Below are 20,009 nucleotides of genomic sequence, written 5' to 3'. Positions count from 1 at the left end.
GGAGGCGGCGGGCCTAGATGTACCGGCCCTCGAACCAGGCCCGTACCGCGAGGGTGTGCAGGGGGAAGGCGAGCTCTTCCGGCCTGCGCAGGAGGTGCCAGCCGTCCGTCTCGTCGGTGGCGGTGGAGTGCGGCAGGCCTTCGGCCGGGCGTTCCGGGAGGAGGCCGAAGAGCAGCAGATGCCCGTCGGGCGAGCTCATCGCGTCGACGAGCCGTACGTCCCGGCCGGCCGCGTCGATGCCGGTTTCCTCTCTGAGCTCGCGTATGACGGCCTGCCGCCAGTCCTCCCGGTCGTCGATGTAGCCGCCGGGCAGGGCGATGCCCCCGCGCGCGGGAGCGATGGTTCGGGTGATGACGACCAGGGCGGTGCCCTTGGTGTCGTACACGGGCTGGAGGGCCACCGCGACCGGGAGCGGATTGCGGTAGGCCACGGCGCCGCACGCGGGGCAGGTGCGGGGCCAGCCGGTGAGGCCCTCTCCGTAGGGCGCGCCGCAGCTCGAACAGTGTGAGTTCGGTGCGGAGTTGGGAGCGGAGTGCTGAGTTTCGGACACGCGGCGGACTGTAGCCGATCACGGAGAGGGCGCCTCGGGCAGGCGGCTCAGTGAGCGCCTGCCAGCGACTTCCTGGACACGGGGAAGTCGAAGTACGTGTCCGGATAGAGCTCGGGCTTGAAGGTGTAGTGCCACCATTCCTCGGCCAGGTTCACGAAGCCGAGGCCTTGCAGGGTGCTCTTGAGCAGCAGCCGGTTGGCGCGCTGCCGGCCCTGGATGCGCGGGTCGAGGGTGTGCGAGAGGGTGTCGAAGCAGTCGAAGCCGGTCCCCATGTCGATCGAGTTGTCGGGGAACCGCTCGCTCCGGGGCGCGAAGCACGGCACCAGGGGCTCCCCGGGGCGGTAGGGCCGGGTCGGTTTCGCCGGGAGTCGGACGAGGGTGACGTCCAGGGTCGACCCGCGACTGTGGCCGGATTTCGCCGCGATGTACCCGTCGGCGAAGAGGCGGGTCTTGTCGACGTTCGGGTAGAACTCCCCCTTCATGGCCTCGTCTTCGAGGTCCTCGGCCCAGCGGACGAAGTGGTCCACGGCTCGCTGCGGCCGGTAGCAGTCGTACACCTTGAGCGAGTAGCCCTTGCGCAGGAGCCGGCGCTGGGCCTGGTGGAGGGCTTCGGCGGCGGGGCGGGTGAGGATGCACAGGGGCTGCTCGTAGCCGTCGATGCGCTCGCCCACGAAGTTGTGCGGGGTGATGTAGCGCATCTCCTGGAGGATCGTCGGGTCCACGCTTCTGAGTGCCACGAAGTCTTTCGGCGCCTTGGAGTCGGTGCCGGGCCGCGCGGTCGCGGGGGCGGTCGCCGTCAGCAGGACGGTGACGGCGGTGAGCAGCACGCGTGCCACCGTGGTGAGTCGTGTCATGCACCTGCGTCTATCAGCAACGGGAGCGCCGGGAAAGGGACCGCGTGCTCCGTGGCGCGTGCGCGCCGGTCCCGGGCACGCGGCCTGCCGATTTCCGACGACGCGTGGCAGACTCCTGACGTGCCGTCAGATTTACCGGACGCGGTCTGCGGGAGGGCGCTGTGACGCGTGTACGGACACCTGTGGTGGCGGGGTGGTTCGCCGGGGACGAGGACGACTTCCGGCTGATCGGCACGCGCTGTGCGGCGTGCGCCTCGGTCTTCTTCCCTCGCGAGGACCATCACTGCCGCAACCCGGACTGCGCGGGTGGCGCGTTGCAGGAGATCCCTCTCTCGCGACGCGGGCGCGTCTGGTCGTTCACGGACAGCCGCTACCGGCCGCCGTCACCCTACGTGACCGATCCGGAACTTCCGTGGGAGCCGTGCACGTTGATCGCTGTGGAGCTGGAGGCCGAGCGGATGGTGGTCCTGGGACAGGCGGCTCCCGGGATCACCGTCGCCGGTCTGGCGGTGGGCATGGAGGTGGAGGTCGTGCCCGGCGTGCTCCATATGGACGCGGAGACGACCTGGACGACCTGGCACTGGCGGCCGACGGGGGTGGGGGCATGACGGAGGACGTGGCGGTTCTCGGCGCGGGCATGCACCCGTGGGGCAAGTGGGGGCGCGGCTTCGTGGAGTACGGCGTCACAGCGGCCCGCGCGGCGCTCGCCGACGCGGGGCTGGAGTGGCGGGCCGTCGACGCGGTGGTCGGGGCGGACACGGTGCGTGGCGGTTATCCCGGATATGTGGCCGGGGCGACGTTCGCGAAAGCACTGGGCTGGCAGGGGGCGCGGGTCACCAGCGTGTACGCGGCGTGCGCGTCCGGGGCGCAGGCGATCGACACCGCGCGGGCCCGGATTCTCGCCGGGCTCGCCGATGTGGTGCTCGTCGTGGGGGCCGATGCCGCCCCCAAGGGATTCTTCCGTCCTGCGGGCGGGGACCGGCCCGACGACCCAGACTGGCTGCGGTTCCGGATCCTCGGGGCGACCAACCCCGTGTACTTCGGGCTGTACGCCCGCAGACGCATGACTCAGCACGGCGATACACCGGACGACTTCGCTCAGGTGAAGGTGAAGAACTCGGCGATGGGAGCGCTGAATCCCCTCGCGCGCTACCGCGACCGCGTCACCGCGGAGGAGGTCGCCACCTCCGCCGTCGTCGCCGACCCGCTGCGGCTACTGGACATCTGTGCGACCTCGGACGGCGGGGCGGCGTTGGTGCTCTCGAGCCTTGAGTTCGCGCGTCGGCACGGGCAGGCGCGGCCGGTGCGGATCCGGGCCGTGTCCACCGTGACACCGCGTTACCCGAACACCGTGCTGGATCTGCCGGACATCGCCACCGACTCCGCGGCGGCGGTGGATCCACCCGACCGGACCTTTCGGAGTTCGATAGCCGGCGCCGCCTACGAGGAGGCGGGTGTCGGACCGGAGGACCTGTCGCTCGCCGAGGTCTACGACCTGTCCACCGCCCTGGAGTTGCAGTGGTACGAGGACCTGGGGCTGTGTGGTGCGGGCGGGGGCGTCAAGCTGCTGCGGGACGGGGCGACGGCCCTGGGCGGGCGCATACCGGTGAACGTCAGCGGCGGACTGGCCTCCTTCGGAGAAGCCGTTCCGGCGCAGGCGATCGCCCAGGTGTGTGAGCTGGCGTGGCAGTTGAGGGGTGAGGCGGGTGACCGGCAGGTCGCGGGGGCGCGCGTGGGCATCACCGCGAACCAAGGGCTGTTCGGGCACGGGTCGGCGGTGATCGCGGTGCGGTGAGCGGTGACAGCCCGGTGCGGATTCGGGCTTCCGTTGTTCGCTACGTGTTCCCCGGGCCATCGAGGACCCGGGCGGCTGCGCTCACTGCACGAGGCCGTGCCCGGACGTTTCCTTGCCGGCGCGCCGGGCGGTGACGCGGTCGCCGTGTGACGAGCCGGGGCTGCTCGACGCCGTGGACGGTGTGGAGCAGAGACGAGCGCGGGTGGTGGTTCGGTCCGGTTCTCGGGACGGGCCCTTGATCTTGCTCGGGGAGATGGCGGTCGGTGGTGGCGGGGCGGCGACGCCGGGCGCGGTGCGGCTGCCGGGCGGGTGGCTCGGGGCACGAGGGTCGTGCGGCTTTCAGGGCCGTGCCAAAGCGTGACCCGCCGTTCGAGCCGGGCGGCGGAACACACCTCGCGTCCGGCTTCCCGGGGCGTGGGAAACCCTGAGCCTGCCAGGACCTGCCCGGGCCGCCAGGACGCCACCAAGCCCTCCGTCCGACTCGCTCAGGCGGAGCCCGGGGGCGTGGGGATCCTGGGTTGTGCCAGGGCCGTGCCACTGTCTGGGCGGGGTCGCACCGCCGGGCGGAGCAGGCGCGACGGCGTCGTCGGAGCTCCTGCGGTTGAGAAGCCGCCAGGTCAGGTGGATCCTGGACGGTAGCAAGCGAGGAGTCGGGTGTGGCCGGGATGTCGCCCTCGGGCGGAGCCCGGTGGAGGCCGGACGCCATCACAAGTGCCTCGCGCGGCTCTCTCGAGGCCCGCGCGGGTCCGGACCAGATCTGAACAACGACGCGACCGGGCACCGCCGTGGCCGAGCAACCGGCCCCCCTGGCCCGGCAAGAGCCCGGCGGCCGTCGGACGGCCGTCATCCGTTGCGGTCGGCTGCCTTGACGCCCCTTTGGCGCCGGTGAACACTTCCGGTGTCAGTCGACATCGCCGTACATACGCGGCGTAATCCGGCACTGCGGCGCGCTGATGCGCCTGCGCCAAGGCCCGGTCCCCCACGGGCGGTTCGGCTGCCACGGCACGCTCGTCACGGAAGCCGGGCGGGGCGCGGGACCTCCCGCCTCCGGCTGACGTAGCCACGGGAAACGCACCTTGCAGGTGAGGACCGGGGCGGATCGTCCCGGGCCAGGGCTGAGGAGCCGCCATGAGCAACGGAGACATTTTCGTCGGCGAGATGATCGGCACGGCGATTTTGATCCTGTTCGGTGCCGGGGTGTGTGCCGCCGTCACCCTCAGGTTCTCGAAGGCGCGGGCCGCGGGGTGGGTGGTGATCGCGTTCGGCTGGGGTTTCGGCGTGCTGGCAGGCGCGTACACCGCCGCTCCCCTCTCCGGAGGGCACCTCAACCCGGCCGTCACCCTCGGCCTCGCCGTCGACACCGGCGTGTGGGACAAGGTCTGGATCTATGTGCTGGGGCAGCTCACCGGCGCCATGATCGGGGCCGTCCTGTGCTACCTCGTCTACCTGGCCCAGTTCCGGGCCAATGTGCGGCAGACGGGCACCACGGAGGGCACCGTGGACGAACCGGTTCCGACGCTGGGCATCTTCTCCACGATCCCCGAGATCCGGAACCCGGTGGCCAACCTGATCACCGAGATCCTGGCCACCATCGCCCTGGTGCTGCCGCTCCTGGCCCTGGTGGGCAACAACCGGCACGTCGAGGGCATCGGCATCGGACTGATCCCCGGCCAGGAGGGCATCTACGGGTCCGGCATCGCGATCCTGCTGGTCGCCCTGCTCGTCGTCGGCATCGGCCTGTCCCTCGGTGGCCCCACCGGCTATGCCATCAACCCGGCCCGTGACCTCGGGCCGCGCATCATCCACTCCATCCTGCCGATCCAGAACAAGGGCACGTCCGACTGGGGCTACTCGTGGATCCCCGTCGTCGGTCCGCTGATCGGCGGCCTGCTGGGTGGCGTCATCTACAACGCAGCCTTCTGAACCAGCCGAAGGGGTAGCCATGACGGACAACTCCGCGAAGTACGTCGCAGCCATCGACCAGGGCACCACGTCGAGCCGCTGCATCGTCTTCAGCCAGGACGGCGCGATCGTCGCCGTGGACCAGCGCGAGCACCGCCAGATCTTCCCGAAACCCGGCTGGGTGGAGCACGACGCCACGGAGATCTGGTCCAAGGTGCAGGCCGTGGTGGCGGGAGCACTGGCCAAGGCCGGTCTGCGGGCCGAGCAGCTGAGCGCGATGGGAATCACCAACCAGCGCGAGACGACCCTCCTGTGGGACCGCGCCACGGGCAAGCCGGTACACAACGCGATCGTCTGGCAGGACACGCGGACGGCGGCGCTCTGCAACCAGCTGGGCGGCTCGGACGGGCAGGACCGCTTCCGCGAGCAGACGGGTCTGCCGCTGGCGACCTACTTCTCGGGGCCCAAGGCGGCCTGGCTGCTCGACAACGTGCCCGACCTGCGGGCGCGTGCCGAGCGCGGCGAGATCGCCTTCGGCACGATGGACTCCTGGCTGATCTGGAACCTCACCGGCGGGACGGACGGCGGGCAGCACGTCACCGACGTGACCAACGCCGGGCGCACCATGCTGATGAACCTGGAGACCCTGGAGTGGGACCCCTCGATCCTGTCGGCGATGAACGTCCCCGAGGCCATGCTGCCCGAGATCCGGTCCTCCTCCGAGGTCTACGGCACCGCCGTCGGCCAGCTCGCCGGGGTCCCCGTGGCCTCCGCGCTGGGCGACCAGCAGGCCGCGGTGTTCGGCCAGGCCTGCTACGACGTGGGCACCGCGAAGAACACGTACGGCACGGGCAGCTTCCTGCTGCTGAACACCGGCAGCCGTCCGGTGCCGTCGAAGAGCGGTCTGCTGACGACCATGGGATACAAGATCGGCACCGAGGCGCCGGTCTACTGCCTCGAGGGCGCGATCGCCATCACGGGCGCGCTGGTCCAGTGGTTCCGCGACCAGCTCGGCATCATCCGTACCGCCGACGAGATCGAGCCCCTGGCGGCCAGTGTGGAGGACAACGGCGGCTCGTACATCGTGCCGGCGTTCTCGGGCCTGTTCGCGCCGTACTGGCGCTCCGACGCCCGGGGCGTAATCACCGGCCTGACCCGTTACGTCACGAAGGCGCACCTGGCGCGCGCGGTGCTGGAGGCGACGAGCTGGCAGACGCGCGAGGTCGTGGACGCCATGTACCAGGACTCCGGAGTGCACATCACCACCCTGAAGGTCGACGGCGGCATGACGAAGAACAACCTGCTGATGCAGCACCAGTCCGATGTGCTCGACGTGCCGGTGGTACGGCCGAAGGTCTCCGAGACGACATGTCTGGGGGCCGCGTACGCGGCCGGTCTGGCCACCGGGGTGTGGAACGACCTCGACGAACTCAAGGCGCACTGGCAGAAGGACGTCGAGTGGACGCCGAACATGGAGGCGTCCGTGCGGGACCGCGAGTACCACAACTGGCGCAAGGCCGTGGAGAAGAGCTTCGGCTGGGAGGAGGGCGACAGCTGACCACGCGCGCGTGCAGCGCCGGGTCCGACGACGGCCCGTACCCCGTGCAGCGGGGTGCGGGCCGCTCGGGCGGGGGCGGTGTCAGCCGGACACGGCCTCACGGCGGTCGGCCGCGTACGCCATGGCGTGCTGGACGACACCGATGAGCGCTTCCTTGACCGATTCCCGGTCACGGGCGTCGGTCATCATCAGCGGCACGCCTTCGTCGAGGTCGAGGGCCTGGCGGACGTCCTCGATCGGGTAGCGGGGGGCACCCTCGAAGCAGTTGACGCCGACGAGGAACGGTATGGAACGCCGTTCGAAGTAGTCGACGGCGGCGAAGCTGTCCTCCAGGCGGCGGGTGTCGGCGAGCACGACGGCCCCCAGCGCGCCCTCCGAGAGCTCGTCCCACATGAACCAGAACCGCTCCTGGCCCGGAGTGCCGAAGAGGTACAGCACCAGGTCCTCGCGGAGGGTGATGCGGCCGAAGTCCATGGCCACGGTGGTGGTGTGCTTGCCCTCCACGCCGCTGATGTCGTCGACCGGGCGCCCGGCCTCGGTGAGCAGCTCCTCGGTGCGCAGCGGTCTGATCTCGCTGACCGCGCCGACGAGCGTGGTCTTGCCCACGCCGAAGCCGCCGGCCACCAGGATCTTGAGCGTGACGGGCTCGACCGGAGGCTTGCCGCGCTCAGAACGCCCGAAGATCATCGATCTCTTCTCCTGCTTGATGGGGGTCGGGCGACGGCGGGCCGTAGCCCGTGCCGCCTGGGTTTTCGATGAGGAGTCGGTCGCCGGTGACGACGTCCGCGCTGTGGCTGCCGCCGGTTCCGGTCATGGTGCCATCAGCCGGGGCGGCGAGGTGTGCGTGCGGGTCGAGGGCGGCGCAGGAGAAGTCCGGGCGCTCCTCGGCACGGAGGCGTTCGACCGCGGCGCCGGCATGGTGTGCGGGGCCGGACGGGAGTGGCTCGCGCGTGAGCGGCCGGGCGTCCGGGTGCGGGGCGACGACGTCGGTGAAGGTGTCGCCCCGAGTGTCCCGGAACTGCCGGCCGGTCATGTCAGTACCCCGTTCCCACGCTGCTCACAGCGCCCGGAGGCCGTTGATCACGTCGCGCAGAATGCTCTCGTCCGGCAGCTCGGCAGGCGGTACGGGCCGGTTCACATGGACGAACTCCGCGTCCACGAGATCTCCGACGAGGACCCGTACCACCCCGATGGGCAGGTCGAGTTCCGCTGCGAGTTCGGCGACCGACTGCGGGTCGTCGCGGCACAGTCCGACGATGTCCACGTGCTCCGGGGAGAGCATGTGGTCCGCTTCCGGGTCGTCCGCGTGCGGCTCCGCGACCACGACCGCGATCAGGTCCAGGCGGTGCTGGCCCTGGCTGCTGGTGCGGCCGCGGGTCATGGCGTACGGACGGACGACCGGTCCGGCCTCGTCGTCGAACCAGTGGCTTCTTCCCTGACCGTCAGCGCTCATGTCATCCCACTACCCGCCTGCGGGCAGATCGGTGCGTGGGGCGGCGGCCAGATGCGCGCCCACCCGCTTCACGAGGAGCGTCATCTCGTAGGCCACCTGGCCGACGTCCGAGTCGGCGTCCGAGAGGACGGCCAGGCAGCTGCCGTCGCCGGCCGCCGTGACGAACAGGAAGGCGTCGTCGAGTTCGACGACCGTCTGGCGGACGTTGCCGGCCTCGAAGTGGCGTCCCACGCCCTTGGCGAGGCTGTGGAACCCGGAGGCGACGGCGGCGAGATGCTCGCTGTCCTCCCTGGTCAGTTCCTTGGAGACACCCGTCGGCAGTCCGTCGCCGGAGAGCACGAGGGCCTTGCGGATGCTCGCGACGCGGTCGACCAGGTCGTCGAGGAGCCAGTTCAGCTCGCCCGTGTTGGTCGTGTGGCCGGTCGGCTTCGGTGCGGTCATCGACCGTCCCCCTCTGTCGTTCCTTGTGGTGCTGTGCCGCTGGGGGTTGCTTCGCCCGCGGCGTTCTCCTCACGGCCGCGCTGCCAGCCGCGCTGGAGCGAGGCCATGCGGCTTCTGACTTCGTCGGCGTCGCGTTCGACGGTCTCGGTTCTGTCGTCGGCACGCGGCTGCGCGCTCCGCTTGAGCTGCGGGGCCAGGTTGGCCTGCCGGACGCGCCGGGGCAGCGGCGTGGTGCCGGAGCCCGGCTGGGGTGCGGAGCCGGTGTCGCCGCTCGCCGCGCCCGAGCCGGTCTCGGGGAGGGAGGGGCCGCCGGTGGTCTGGGCCGTGGAGCCGGAGAGGCGGTCGGGCCCGTGCGGGCCGCTCGCCGCGATCTCCGCGCGGCGGGTCCGCCTGGGCAGAGCGGACGGCTCCGACCGGTCACCGAGGGGGCTGCCGGGCGGGACCGGGGATCCGGAGTGGTCCTCGGCGCGGTCGGCGGCGCCGACGCCACGGCGGGCGGAATCGGTTCCTCGACGGCGGGCGGGCAGGGGCGGCGGAGTGTCCGGCCGGTCCTCGCCGCGACGGCCGCCGGGCGAGGAGCCCTCGGTACGGCGGCGGGCCGGGAGGGCGGAGGCGGGCTCGGATCCGGACCGTCCTGAGCCCGGCTCGGATCCCGGCCGGCCGGAGACGGGCTCCTCGCCGCGGCGGCGCTGCGGGAGCGCGGAGGCGGGACCCGGCTCGGTCCGGCCGGTGGTCGTGGTCGGCTCCTCGTCCGTCCTCCCCCGCCGGGCACGCTGCCCGGTGACCGGACGGCCGTGGGAACTGACGAGCTTGGGGGTGTGGCGGCGGGACAGCGGGACCGGAGCGCTCAGCCCCTCCTCGCCGTCGGTCCGTTCCCCCGCGCCCCGGGCGTCCGCGGGCTCGCGGCGCGGATCGGCGCGGCGCACCGCCGTCTCGTCGGGGGCGTGGGTGGGCGAGTGGCGGGGGCGGAACAGGCCGCCGTGCTCGCCGTCCTCGTCCTCGACGGCGCCGGGGAAGCCGCCGAGGGTGTCCAGGCCGACGGGTGCCTCCAGTTCCACCGGACCGTCCAGCAGCGAGGCGGGCAGGCCGGGGCGCTGGGCGGACGTCTGGGACAGCGCGGCGCGGCGGTTGTCCTGCGGCTCGCTGTCCGGCGCGAGTCGGGGGCGGTCGAGCCGGAACCCGATGCCGTTCGTGTCGGGCACGTCGTCCGTGAGGAGCGCGTCGGGGATGAAGACCACGGCGGTGGTGCCGCCGTAGGGGGAGGGCTGGAGGGAGACCCGGACGTTCTGCCGCTGGGCGAGTCGGCTGACCACGAACAGGCCGAGCCGGTCGGTGTCGGAGAGCTCGAACTCCGGCGTCTCGGCGAGCCGGAGGTTGGCGTCGAGGAGCGCTTCGGCGGCCATGCCGAGGCCGCGGTCGTGGATCTCCAGCGTGAAGCCGTTGGCGACGCGCTCGCCCAGGACCTGGACGGCGGTGTGCGGCGGCGAGAAGACGGTGGCGTTCTCCAGGAGCTCGGCCACGAGGTGCGTGAGGTCGGCTACGGCCGGGCCGCTGATGGCGATCCGCGGGAGGCGGCGGACCTCGATGCGCTCGTAGTCCTCGACCTCGGCGACGGCGGCGCGTACGACGTCCATGAGCTGGACGGGCTTGCGCCACTGACGGGAGGGCGCGGCGCCGGAGAGGATGACGAGGCCCTCGGCGTGCCGGCGCATGCGGGTGGTCAGGTGGTCGAGGCGGAACAGGTCGGCGAGTTCCTCGGTGTCCTCGGTGCGGCGCTCCATGGCGTCGAGCAGAGTGAGCTGCTTGTGGAGCAGGACCTGGCTGCGGCGTGCGAGGTTGACGAAGACCTCGGAGACGCCGGCGCGCAACTCGGCCTGCTTGACGGCGGCTTCGACGGCGGCGCGCTGGAGGGTGTTGAGGGCCTGGCCGACCTCGCCCATCTCGTTCTTGTCGTATTCGAGGCGCGGGACCTCGGTCTCGACGTCGACCTGCTCCCCCGCCGAGAGGCGGCGCATCACGCTCGGGAGCCGCACTCCGGAGGCCTCGTGGGCCTCCAGACGCAGCTGCCGCAGATCGCGGATGAGGGTGCGGCCGACGCGTACGGACAGGAAGAGGGAGAGCAGGAGCGCGATCAGGCCGAGAGCGCCGGCGACGACCGCCTTGGCGATGACGCCGACGGCGACGGGGTGGACGCGGTCCTGATAGCGGTCGTTGGCCTGGTCGTTGAGGGTGCCGAGCTCGTCGAGCACGTTGCCGGCGGCGCTGTCCCAGCTCTTGGCGGAGACGCCCCGGGGCGTCCCGGTCCGGGAGGAGACGGCGGCCCGCTCGGCCACGCGCAGGGGGGCGGAGGAGGCGTTCCTCCAGAAGCTCTGGTAGCGGTCGCGCTCGGCCACGGGCAGCAGCGGCAGGTTGACGTCGTACATCAGGGTGCGCTGGGCCACGAGGTCGGAGACGGCGCGCTCCTCGGAGTGGGAGATCCGGCCGACGATCAGGGCGGAGCCGAGGAGGGCGTCCTCGCGCGAGAGCAGTTCACGGGCGCGGGCGAGATTGACCAGCGCGCGGTACTGCTTGTCCAGTTCGATGTTGTCGACGACGTGGAGGTTGGCGAGGAGGACGTAGCAGGGGTCGACGAGCCGGTTGTAGAGGTCGAGGGCCTGGGTGCGGTTGACGGTGCCGTCCTCGACGCTGCGGCGCAGCGACTCGATGCCGTCGAAGGCGTCCAGGACCGCGGTCAGCCGCTCGTCGGTCTCCGCGCCCATCGCGTCGCGCACGTCCGGGTTCCGGGCGTTCTCACGGATGCTGCCGACGGCCTCGTCGGTGGCGGTCCGGCTGCGGCGGAGCGCGGCGAGACCGTCGGAGGCGCGGGGGTCGGCGAGGTGGACGAGGGTCTGGCGGCGTTCCTCCTGGAGGACGCGGACGGTGTCCTCGATGGGGTAGCCGATCTTCTCCACCACGGACGACACGTTGAACAGGTCGGCCGCCTCGCGTCCTGTGAGCACGGTGGCGAAGGTCCAGATCGCGGTCAGGGACACCAGCGGCACGAGGAGCAGCGCCACGATCTTCCGGCGGATGGACTTCCCGCGAAAGCGCATGGCCTCCCCCAGCTCGGGCCCCCGGCTACCCGGGGTACACATGTGCGTCAACAAACGGCGCGAGCCTACTACCGACCCGCGGGGAACTCGAAGACCGGCCCGGAGCCTGAACTTCCGTGCGGGCCGCGAGGCGTCGGGAGTTGTCCGGGCATTAGGGGAGTTGTCTCCCCGAAACCGGTGGTGAGGGTGTGAGGCAATCCCTGTGACCGGCCAGGGTGGTTGGCTGAAATTTTTCGTTTTCCGGGAATCTTCGTGAGGAGTTGTTCGTCCTACCTCATGGGAAACGGGGGGGGAATCGGCCACAGGAGCCGCGTCCCGCACCCGGGCGGCGTAAAACAGCGCAAGCCGGGCAGCCACTGGGGAGCACGGGTCTTCGGATGCGAGCGAGCGGTCTGCTGGCGGTGGGGAGTGACACGGTGATGGGCACGGCGGAACAGCGCGGTGCGTCCAGGGCGGGCGGGGCGCGACTGACGGAGTATCGGCCTCCCGAGGTGACCGATCGGAGGGTTCCCGAGGGCGTGGCGGAGCCCGCGGAGCGGGAGACCGGGGTTCTGACCCACGAGGTGGGTCGCGGTGCTCGGGAACAGCAGCGTTACCGGCCCCTGTGGGTCGAGGAGCCCGCGCGGCGGCGCCGCCTGCCGGATCCGGTGCGGACGGCGGCGGTGCGGGCGGTCCTCCTCATAGCCGTGACGCTGATCCAGGCGATGGTGGCGTTCCTGTGCACGATGGCCGGGTCCTGGCTGGCGTTCCCGATGGTGATCAGCAGTGTGGTCAGCACGATCGCCGCCACCTGGGGAGCGCTCGACGTGTGGGTGACGCGCCAGGTGTGGCACCAGCGCAACGGCGTGGTGTCGGTGCCGAGCAGCACGGCCCGGGCGCTGCGGCGCGAGCGGCGCCGGGCCCGGCGGCAGGAGCGGGCCACCGAGCGGGCACAGGGGCGGATACGTCGGCGGGGTGGCGCCGGGCAGCTGTCTCATTCGTGAGGCGTGCGGCCTGAGACGTGTTCGGCATCTCTTGACGGCTCTCGATGCCTCATACCCGAAGCACCGTCGGTGGCACGAGCCACGGCTAGGTGTCCATGGCGGGTGAGCCGGCCGAGGGCGGCGCACGCGCGGAGCCAAGCGCCGGCGATGCCGCGCACGCGCGGAGTTCACCGGCGGCGCCGCGGCACACGCGCGGGGCTCACCGCGGCCGCCGTACCGCTGCGCGCAGCGACCCCGCGCTACGCGTTCACGCCGCCGTCCCCTCCTCCTCCGCCGGGTGGACGTTGATGAAGCCGTCGTCGACGGTGACGCGGTGGGTGCGGACGGGGCGGCGGGCCGGGAGGCAGGTCGGGTTGCCCGTGCGCAGGTCGAACGAGGCGGCGTGCAGCGGGCATTCGACGAGGCAGCCCTCCAGCCAGCCCTCGGAGAGGGAGGCGTCCTGGTGGGTGCAGGTGTCGTCGATGGCGTAGAGCTCGCCGTCGTCGGTGCGGAACACGGCGACGGGCGGGGTCGTCTCGACGCGGAAGGACTCACCCTTCGGAAGGTCTTCGAGGCGGCAGACGGGAATCACGGGCCCCCCTCTCGGTCCGGGACGCGTGGTCCGGACCGGTTCGGCCAGACTGTGGGCGGTTTCCGGGCGGTGCCGGACCGGGGCGGATCCGGGCACGGAAGGGTAGGAGTTCGTTCCCTGTCGAGATCCGGCCGCTTCGGTGACATGATGTTGCGTAAGGCGCATGGACAAGCGCCATACGCAACAGAATCCGGGCGGGGCGACCGTCGCGTCAAGGGGTTCCCGCAGATGCGGCCCGAACAGGGCGACAGGTGGTGAAAGTTCGGCCATGACCCGCACGCAGAAGCAGTCCGGCCAGGAGGCGAACGGCGCGGAGAGCGGAGCCAGGCAGGGCGGCAGGGGCGCGGCCGGCGCCGTGCAGTCGGTGGACCGCGCCGTGAGCGTGCTGGAGATCCTCGCCCGGCACGGCGAGGCCGGAGTGACCGAGATCGCCGACGAGCTGGACGTGCACAAGTCCACGGCGTTCCGGCTGCTCGGCGTGCTGGAGAACCGCGGCCTGGTGACCCAGGCGAAGGACCGCGGCAAGTACTACCTGGGCGCCGGCGTACTGCGCCTCGCGGGGGCGGCGGCCGTGCGGCTGGACGTCTCGCAGGAGGGCGTCCCGGTGTGCAGGGAGCTCGCCGACGAGCTGGGTGAGACGGTCAACATCGCCGTCCTGGACGACGACGCGGCGGTCAACATCATGCAGGCGCGCGGCACGGCGTCGGTCACCGCGCAGAACTGGCTCGGGCGGCGCACCCCCCTGCATGCCACGGCCAGCGGCAAGGTACTGCTCGCCCATCTGCCGCCGACCCTGCGCGAGGGGCTGCTGGCGCGTCCCCTGCACCGCTTCACCGAGCGCACCACGACGGCCGCCTCCCTGCTGCGGGGCGAGTTGGACACCGTGGTGCGGCAGGGGTTCGCGACCACGATGGAGGAGCTGGAGATCGGTCTGGCGGCCGCGGCGTCCCCGGTGCGGGCGCACGACGGCAAGGTCATCGCCTCGCTCAGCGTCTCGGGGCCGGTGTACCGGCTGAGCCAGGAGCGGCTGCCGGAGGTGGCCAAGCGCACGGAGGCGGCCGCGATCGAGCTGTCCCGTCGCATGGGATACGGCTTCTGACGTAGTTGGGGCCGGTCACCGGCCAGGCGGAAGTGGGCGCGGGATCAGGTGAAACGCCTGGTCCCGCGCTGTTGTTCGGCGGGGGGCTCTCACCCGTCCCTCCCGTGCTCCACGGGTTGGCGCGAAGCATGCCCCGCGCCTCTTGACGGGGCCTCGACGGCGTTCCCACTATGTTTCTCATCGCGCAACCTGTCGTGCAATGCGCAACAGCAGGGGAGCTGGGTGTGTCCCACGAGGTGCCGACCGGGCGGGCTGTCCGTGGCGATGGCCGCGGCCCGTTCCCCGAACCTCCCGAATCCCCGTCAGCTCCGCGGTCCGACGCCCCACTCCCCCACCGCCTTCCACCGTCCCGGCAAGGAGGGGCATGTCCGGCACACCCGAGAACCCCCGCGTGGTCGTCATCGGCGCGGGCATCGTCGGCTGCTCCCTCGCGGACGAACTGACCGCCCGCGGCCTGCGCGACGTCACCGTCCTCGAACAGGGGCCCCTGCCCGCCCCCGGCGGCTCCACCTCGCACGCACCCGGCCTCGTCTTCCAGACCAACCCGTCGAAGACCCTCACCGCCCTGGCCCGCTACACCGTCGAGAAGTTCGGCTCCCTCGACGTCGACGGCGTCCCCTGCTTCCAGCAGGTCGGCGGCCTGGAGCTGGCCACCACCCCCGAACGCCTCGCCGAGCTGCACCGCAGGGCCGGTTACGCCGCCTCCTGGGGGGTGCGCGGCGAGATCGTCGACGCCGCCCGCTGCAAGGAACTGTGGCCGCTAATCGACGAGTCGGTGGTCCTCGGCGGCTTCCACACCCCGGACGACGGCCTGGCGCGGGCCCTGCTCGCCTGCCGTGCCCAGCTGGCCCGGGCCACCTCGCGGGGTGCCCGCTTCCTCGACCGGCACACCGTCACCGGCATCGAACGGGAAGACGGCCGGGTCACCGCCGTCGTCACCGACCGGGGCACCTTCCCGGCCGACCATGTCGTCTCGGCGGCGGGATTCTGGGGGCCGGTCATCGGCCGCATGGCCGGTGTCGACGTGCCTCTGCAACCGCTCGCCCACCAGTACGCCCGGACCGGGCCGCTACCCGAACTGAGCGGCGCCACCGCCGAGGCCTCCAAGCCGATCCTCCGTTTCCAGGACCGCGACCTGTACTTCCGCGAGCACACCGACCGTATCGGCATCGGCTCCTACGCCCACCGGCCCCTGCCCGTCGACCCGTTCGCGGTCCTGCCGTACGACGAGGCCCGGGCCCGCGACATGGACATGCCGTCCTCGTACCCCTTCACGGAGGAGGACTGGGCCCCGAGCTGGGCCGACTGCCGGCACCTCATGCCCGCCCTGCGCGAGGCCGAGATCGAGGCGGGCTTCAACGGTGTGTTCTCCTTCACCCCGGACGGCATGCCGGTCCTGGGCGAGTCCCGGCGGCTGCGCGGCTTCTGGCTGGCCGAGGCCGTCTGGGTCACGCACTCCGCGGGCGTCGCCAAGGCGGTCGCCGAGTGGATGGTCGACGGACGGTCCTCGATCGACCTGCACGAGTGCGACCTCACGCGGTTCGAGGAGGCCCAGCGCTCACCGTCGTACGTCCTCGAACGCGGGGCGCGGCAGTTCGTCGAGGTGTACGACGTCATCCACCCGCTCCAGCCGATGGAGCGGCCGCGGCCGCTGCGGGTCAGCCCCTTCCACGCCCGGCAGCAGCAGCTCGGCGCGTACTTCCTGGAGGGCGGCGGCTGGGAGCGCCCGCACTGGTACGAGGCGAACGCCGCGCTCGTCGACGCCCTCGGCCCCCTGCCCGAGCGTGACGCGTGGTCGGCCCGGTACTGGTCCCCGATAGCGGCGGCCGAGGCCAAGGCGACCCGCGAGGGCGTCGCCCTCTACGACATGACGCCCCTGCGCCGCCTCGACGTCACCGGCCCCGGAGCCCTGGACTTCCTCGACCGCATGACCAGCAACAACCTCCGCAAGAAGCCCGGCGCGGTCACCTACACCCTGCTCCTGGACGAGTCGGGCGGCATCCGCTCCGACCTCACCGTGGCCCGCCTGGCCCCCGACCGCTTCCAGATCGGCGCCAACTCTCCCGCCGACCTCGACCGGCTGCTGCGGCACGCGCCCGCCGGCGTCCACATCCGGGACATCACCTCCGGCACGTGCTGCGTCGGGGTCTGGGGCCCGCTCGCCCGCGATCTCGTCCAGCCGCTCAGCCCGGACGACTTCTCCCACGAGGCCTTCGGCTACTTCCGGGCCGGACAGACGTACATCGGGCACGTCCCGGTGACGGCGATGCGGCTCAGTTACGTCGGAGAGCTCGGCTGGGAGCTGTACACCACCGCCGATCTGGGACTGCGGCTCTGGGACACGCTGTGGGAGGCCGGGCAGGAGCTCGGGGTGGTCGCGGCGGGCCGCTCGGCGTTCAACTCCCTGCGCCTGGAGAAGGGTTACCGTGCCTGGGGCGTCGACATGACCGACGAGCACAACCCGTTCGAGGCGGGCGTCGGGTTCGCGGTCCGCATGGACCGGGGCGACTTCGTCGGCAAGGCGGCCCTGGCCCGGGCCGGTGCGCCCACCCGCCGTCTCACGCCCCTCCTCCTCGACGCCCCGGACGCCGTCGTCCTCGGCAAGGAGCCGGTTCATGTCGACGGCGCCCCGGCCGGCTACGTCACCAGCGCGGCGTACGGCTACACGCTCGGCCGCTGCGTCGCCTACGCCTGGCTGCCCGCGGGTCTCACCGCGGGCACCGGTGTGCAGATCGAGTACTTCGGCGAGAAGGTCCCGGCCACGGTCGCGGACGAGCCACTGTTCGACCCGCAGATGACGCGCATCCGCCGCTAGGGGACACGCCTTGGCCTCTTCGAGGAGCACCCACGTGACGACGACCCCGACCACCCCGAGCCTGATCGCCACCCTCCCCGGGCGCTACTACACCGACCCGGACGTCTTCCGGCAGGAGCAGGAGCACATCTTCGAGGCGCTGTGGTTCTGCGCGGTCCGCAGCCGTGACCTCGACCGGCCCGGCGTCTTCCGTACCGTCCAGGCCGGTCGCGAGAACGTCATCATCACCCGCACGCGCACGGGCGAACTGCGCGCCTTCCTCAACGTGTGCCGGCACCGCGGCGCCCGGCTGTGCACGCAGGAGTCGGGCCAGGTCCGCCGCACACTCCAATGCCCGTACCACGCCTGGACGTACGACCTCGACGGCAAGCTGATCGCGGCGCCCCACCTGGTCAAGATGCCGGACGTCGACCGTGCCGCGTACGGGTTGATCGAAGTGGCGCTGCGCGAGTGGCTCGGCTACGCCTGGGTGTGCCTCGCGGACGAGCCGCCGTCCTTCGAGGAGACGGTCGTGCACGCGGCCGTCGAGCGGCTCGGGGACGTCGCGGCGATCGATCATTACGGCACGGAGAACCTCGCGCTCGGCACACGCATCACCTATGACGTGAGGGCGAACTGGAAACTGATCGTCGAGAACTTCATGGAGTGCTACCACTGTGCGGCGATCCACCCCGAACTGACCGAGGTGCTGCCGGAGTTCGCCGACGGCTACGCCGCCCAGTACTACGTGGGGCACGGCGCCGCGTTCGGAGAGCAGGTGCAGGGCTTCACCGTCGACGGCGGCGAGGGCTTCGGCAGGCTTCCGGACGTGAGCCCCGATCAGGACCGCCGCTACTACGCCCTCACGGTCAAGCCGGCCGTCTTCGTCAACCTCGTCCCCGACCACGTCATCCTGCACCGCCTGTTCCCGCTCGCCGAGGACCGCACGGTCGTGGAGTGCGACTGGCTGTACGCGCCCGAGGTGGTGGAGTCCGGGGCGGACGTGTCGAGGTCGGTGGAGCTGTTCCACCGCGTCAACGAGCAGGACTTCGCAGCCTGTGAACGCACGCAGCCGGCGATGTCCTCCCGCGCGTACCGCGAGGGCGGTGTGCTGGTGCCCACCGAGCACCACATCCGGATCTTCCACGAATGGCTCGTCGAGCGGCTGGGAGGCGGTCGTGCGCGATCTGCTCGTCACCGGTGAGGCACCACGGGACGAAGCACGTCTGGCACAACACCCGTCCCACGCGCCAGGGTTGGTCCGACCGACCGACCCCGCCCCGGGGCACACCCATTGAGGAACCGCCCATGAGAACAACCGCAGAGCCGACCGGCCCACACGGCAGGGACGACGCCGAACTGACGGAGTTCGGCTACAGACCCGAGCTCAAACGCACCCTCGGCACCTTCCACACCTTCGCCGCGGGCATCAGCTACATCTCGATCCTCACCGGCACCTTCCAGCTGTTCTACTTCGGCTACGGCAGCGGCGGCCCCGCGTACTGGTGGTCGTGGCCGATGGTCTTCGCCGGCCAGTTCATGGTCGCCCTGTGCTTCGCCGAGCTCGCCGCGCGCTACCCCGTGGCGGGCTCCGTCTACAACTGGTCGAAGAAGACGGGCAATCCGCATCTGGGCTGGCTCGCCGGCTGGATGATGCTGATCGCCTCGATCGTGTCCATCTCGGCCGTCGCGCTGGCCTACCAGCTGACGCTGCCGCAGATCTCGTCGTTCTTCCAGTTCGTGGGGGACGGCACCGGTCGGTACGACGTGGCGACCAACGCGGTCATCCTGGCCGCGGTGCTGATCCTGTTCACGACCCTCGTGAACGCCTTCGGCGTCAAGCTGATGGCACGGATCAACACGGCGGGCGTGTTCATCGAGTTGATCGCCACCGTCGTGCTGATCGTCCTGTTCGCCGTCCACATCACGCGCGGCCCCCAGGTCGTCATGGAGACGCACGGCACCGGCGCGGGCTACGGCAACGGCTACCTGGGCGCCTTCCTGGTGGCCTCGCTGGCCTCGGCGTACGTCATGTACGGCTTCGACACCGCCGCCTCGCTCGGTGAGGAATCCCTGGACCCGACCCGGAACGCGCCGCGCGCCATCATCCGGGCGATCGTGGCCTCCTTCGTCCTGGGCGGCCTGGTCCTGCTCCTGGCGCTGATGAGCGTGTCCAGCCTGAACGGCGAGAAGCTCTCGACGGACGGCCTGCAGTACATCGTGCTGGACGTGCTCGGCCCGACGGCCGGCAAGGCGATGCTGTGGTGCGTGCTGATCGCGGTGACGGTGTGCGCCCTGGCGGTGCACACAGCCGCGGTCCGGCTGGCGTTCGCGATGGCCCGCGACAACAACCTGCCGGCGTCCTCGAAACTGGCCAAGTGCCACCCGCGGTTCCAGACGCCGGTCCTGCCGACCGTGATCATCGGGATCCTGGCGCTGGCGATCCTGGTGGTCAACATCCGTCAGCCGCAGATCTTCACGGTCGTGACCAGCATCGGCATCGTCATGATCTACCTCGCCTACCTGGGCGTCACCGTGCCGCTGCTGGTGGCACGCCTGCGCGGGAGGTGGCAGCCGGCCGGCGAGGGGCGGTTCTCGCTGGGCCGCTGGGGCCTGCCGGTCAACGTCCTGGCCGTCCTGTGGGGCGTGGCCATGACCCTCAACCTGATCTGGCCCCGGGCCGCGGTCTACAACGCCACGGCGCCCTACCACTGGTACCTGCGCTGGGGCGCGGTGCTGTTCGTCGCCGTCATCGCGGGCGGCGGCTTCGCCTACTACTGGTTCGTCCAGCGGCACCGCACCGGCGTGCTCGCCGAGCACCGCTCCGAGACCCCGGCCGCTCCCGCCGCCACCCCGACGGCCGACTGAAGGATGACCGCCGAGGCGAGAAGTGCGCCGATCGACGGGAGCACGCCCG

17 protein-coding genes are annotated in these 20,009 nt (G+C 71.5%); 9 read left to right on the top strand and 8 right to left on the bottom strand.

Features of this window, described 5'->3' with window-relative positions; all coding sequences use genetic code 11:
- Positions 1–13: 13 nt before the first annotated feature.
- A complete protein-coding gene (locus AB0I06_RS25705; RefSeq protein ID WP_363121195.1) occupies positions 14–550 on the bottom strand; it encodes an NUDIX domain-containing protein in 537 nt (178 codons plus the stop codon).
- A 47-nt stretch (positions 551–597) separates the two neighbouring features.
- Positions 598–1,404, bottom strand: a complete 807-nt coding sequence (locus tag AB0I06_RS25700) for a M15 family metallopeptidase (protein WP_363121194.1) — start codon at positions 1,402–1,404, stop codon at positions 598–600.
- A gap of 182 nt (positions 1,405–1,586) precedes the next feature.
- Between AB0I06_RS25700 and AB0I06_RS25695 the strand changes: the two genes are divergently transcribed.
- From AB0I06_RS25695 to glpK, 4 genes are all read left to right on the top strand, one after another.
- Positions 1,587–2,012: a zinc ribbon domain-containing protein gene (locus AB0I06_RS25695; RefSeq protein ID WP_363121207.1), complete on the top strand. Its 426-nt coding sequence runs from the start codon at positions 1,587–1,589 to the stop codon at positions 2,010–2,012.
- Positions 2,009–3,199, top strand: coding sequence for a lipid-transfer protein (locus tag AB0I06_RS25690; protein WP_363121193.1), 1,191 nt, complete (start codon positions 2,009–2,011; stop codon positions 3,197–3,199). Before AB0I06_RS25695 ends, AB0I06_RS25690 begins: the two co-directional genes overlap by 4 nt.
- A gap of 1,128 nt (positions 3,200–4,327) precedes the next feature.
- Positions 4,328–5,122: an MIP/aquaporin family protein gene (locus tag AB0I06_RS25685; protein WP_363121192.1), complete on the top strand. Its 795-nt coding sequence runs from the start codon at positions 4,328–4,330 to the stop codon at positions 5,120–5,122.
- Positions 5,123–5,141: 19 nt separating this feature from the next.
- Entirely contained in the window at positions 5,142–6,659 is a 1,518-nt protein-coding gene (gene glpK / locus AB0I06_RS25680; protein ID WP_363121191.1) for a glycerol kinase GlpK, read from the top strand.
- Positions 6,660–6,740: 81 nt separating this feature from the next.
- Here glpK and AB0I06_RS25675 read toward each other — a convergent pair whose 3' ends face one another.
- The 5 genes from AB0I06_RS25675 to AB0I06_RS25655 are packed head-to-tail and all read right to left on the bottom strand — an operon-like array spanning position 6,741 to position 11,645.
- Positions 6,741–7,346, bottom strand: a complete 606-nt coding sequence (locus tag AB0I06_RS25675) for an ATP/GTP-binding protein (protein WP_363121190.1) — start codon at positions 7,344–7,346, stop codon at positions 6,741–6,743.
- Positions 7,327–7,692, bottom strand: a complete 366-nt coding sequence (locus tag AB0I06_RS25670) for a hypothetical protein (protein WP_363121208.1) — start codon at positions 7,690–7,692, stop codon at positions 7,327–7,329. The genes AB0I06_RS25675 and AB0I06_RS25670 overlap by 20 nt, the downstream gene beginning before the upstream one ends.
- A 24-nt stretch (positions 7,693–7,716) precedes the next feature.
- The gene (locus AB0I06_RS25665) at positions 7,717–8,112 is read right to left on the bottom strand and encodes a DUF742 domain-containing protein (protein WP_363121189.1); all 396 of its coding nucleotides are present in this window, start codon (positions 8,110–8,112) and stop codon (positions 7,717–7,719) included.
- Positions 8,113–8,121: 9 nt separating this feature from the next.
- Positions 8,122–8,553 (bottom strand): roadblock/LC7 domain-containing protein, encoded by a 432-nt coding sequence (locus tag AB0I06_RS25660; protein ID WP_363121188.1) that lies wholly within the window; start codon positions 8,551–8,553, stop codon positions 8,122–8,124.
- Positions 8,550–11,645, bottom strand: coding sequence for a nitrate- and nitrite sensing domain-containing protein (locus AB0I06_RS25655; protein ID WP_363121187.1), 3,096 nt, complete (start codon positions 11,643–11,645; stop codon positions 8,550–8,552). Before AB0I06_RS25655 ends, AB0I06_RS25660 begins: the two co-directional genes overlap by 4 nt.
- Before the next feature lie 401 nt (positions 11,646–12,046).
- On the opposite strand from AB0I06_RS25655, the gene AB0I06_RS25650 reads away from it, so the two are divergent.
- Positions 12,047–12,628, top strand: coding sequence for a hypothetical protein (locus AB0I06_RS25650; RefSeq protein ID WP_363121206.1), 582 nt, complete (start codon positions 12,047–12,049; stop codon positions 12,626–12,628).
- A gap of 247 nt (positions 12,629–12,875) precedes the next feature.
- Here the strand turns inward: AB0I06_RS25650 and AB0I06_RS25645 are convergent, their stop codons facing one another.
- Positions 12,876–13,199, bottom strand: coding sequence for a bifunctional 3-phenylpropionate/cinnamic acid dioxygenase ferredoxin subunit (locus tag AB0I06_RS25645; RefSeq protein WP_363121186.1), 324 nt, complete (start codon positions 13,197–13,199; stop codon positions 12,876–12,878).
- Between the two features lie 268 nt (positions 13,200–13,467).
- Here AB0I06_RS25645 and AB0I06_RS25640 point away from each other — a divergent pair, with 268 nt between their 5' ends.
- The 4 genes from AB0I06_RS25640 (at position 13,468) to AB0I06_RS25625 (ending at position 19,960) form a co-directional block, all read left to right on the top strand.
- Positions 13,468–14,298 carry an IclR family transcriptional regulator gene (locus AB0I06_RS25640; RefSeq protein ID WP_363121185.1) on the top strand — a complete coding sequence of 277 codons (831 nt, stop codon included), beginning with the start codon at positions 13,468–13,470 and terminating at the stop codon, positions 14,296–14,298.
- Positions 14,299–14,662: 364 nt separating this feature from the next.
- Positions 14,663–17,113: an FAD-dependent oxidoreductase gene (locus tag AB0I06_RS25635; RefSeq protein WP_363121184.1), complete on the top strand. Its 2,451-nt coding sequence runs from the start codon at positions 14,663–14,665 to the stop codon at positions 17,111–17,113.
- 34 nt (positions 17,114–17,147) lie between these two features.
- Entirely contained in the window at positions 17,148–18,296 is a 1,149-nt protein-coding gene (locus AB0I06_RS25630; protein ID WP_363121183.1) for an aromatic ring-hydroxylating dioxygenase subunit alpha, read from the top strand.
- Positions 18,297–18,400: 104 nt separating this feature from the next.
- Positions 18,401–19,960 (top strand): amino acid permease, encoded by a 1,560-nt coding sequence (locus AB0I06_RS25625; RefSeq protein ID WP_363121182.1) that lies wholly within the window; start codon positions 18,401–18,403, stop codon positions 19,958–19,960.
- The last annotated feature ends 49 nt before the right edge of the window (positions 19,961–20,009 follow it).

The sequence above is a fragment of the Streptomyces sp. NPDC050674 genome (assembly GCF_040654575.1).
GTDB lineage: Bacteria > Actinomycetota > Actinomycetes > Streptomycetales > Streptomycetaceae > Streptomyces.
This window is presented reverse-complemented; position numbering and strand designations above follow the sequence as displayed.

What these genes read in the sequence shown, in the direction of transcription:
- AB0I06_RS25700 (WP_363121194.1), bottom strand. Translation starts at nt 1,404, where the DNA reads ATGACACGACTCACCACGGTGGCACGCGTGCTGCTCACCGCCGTCACC.
- AB0I06_RS25690 (WP_363121193.1), top strand. Translation starts at nt 2,009, where the DNA reads ATGACGGAGGACGTGGCGGTTCTCGGCGCGGGCATGCACCCGTGGGGC.
- AB0I06_RS25685 (WP_363121192.1), top strand. Translation starts at nt 4,328, where the DNA reads ATGAGCAACGGAGACATTTTCGTCGGCGAGATGATCGGCACGGCGATT.
- glpK (WP_363121191.1), top strand. Translation starts at nt 5,142, where the DNA reads ATGACGGACAACTCCGCGAAGTACGTCGCAGCCATCGACCAGGGCACC.
- AB0I06_RS25675 (WP_363121190.1), bottom strand. Translation starts at nt 7,346, where the DNA reads ATGATCTTCGGGCGTTCTGAGCGCGGCAAGCCTCCGGTCGAGCCCGTC.
- AB0I06_RS25670 (WP_363121208.1), bottom strand. Translation starts at nt 7,692, where the DNA reads ATGACCGGCCGGCAGTTCCGGGACACTCGGGGCGACACCTTCACCGAC.
- AB0I06_RS25665 (WP_363121189.1), bottom strand. Translation starts at nt 8,112, where the DNA reads ATGAGCGCTGACGGTCAGGGAAGAAGCCACTGGTTCGACGACGAGGCC.
- AB0I06_RS25660 (WP_363121188.1), bottom strand. Translation starts at nt 8,553, where the DNA reads ATGACCGCACCGAAGCCGACCGGCCACACGACCAACACGGGCGAGCTG.
- AB0I06_RS25655 (WP_363121187.1), bottom strand. Translation starts at nt 11,645, where the DNA reads ATGCGCTTTCGCGGGAAGTCCATCCGCCGGAAGATCGTGGCGCTGCTC.
- AB0I06_RS25640 (WP_363121185.1), top strand. Translation starts at nt 13,468, where the DNA reads ATGACCCGCACGCAGAAGCAGTCCGGCCAGGAGGCGAACGGCGCGGAG.
- AB0I06_RS25635 (WP_363121184.1), top strand. Translation starts at nt 14,663, where the DNA reads ATGTCCGGCACACCCGAGAACCCCCGCGTGGTCGTCATCGGCGCGGGC.
- AB0I06_RS25625 (WP_363121182.1), top strand. Translation starts at nt 18,401, where the DNA reads ATGAGAACAACCGCAGAGCCGACCGGCCCACACGGCAGGGACGACGCC.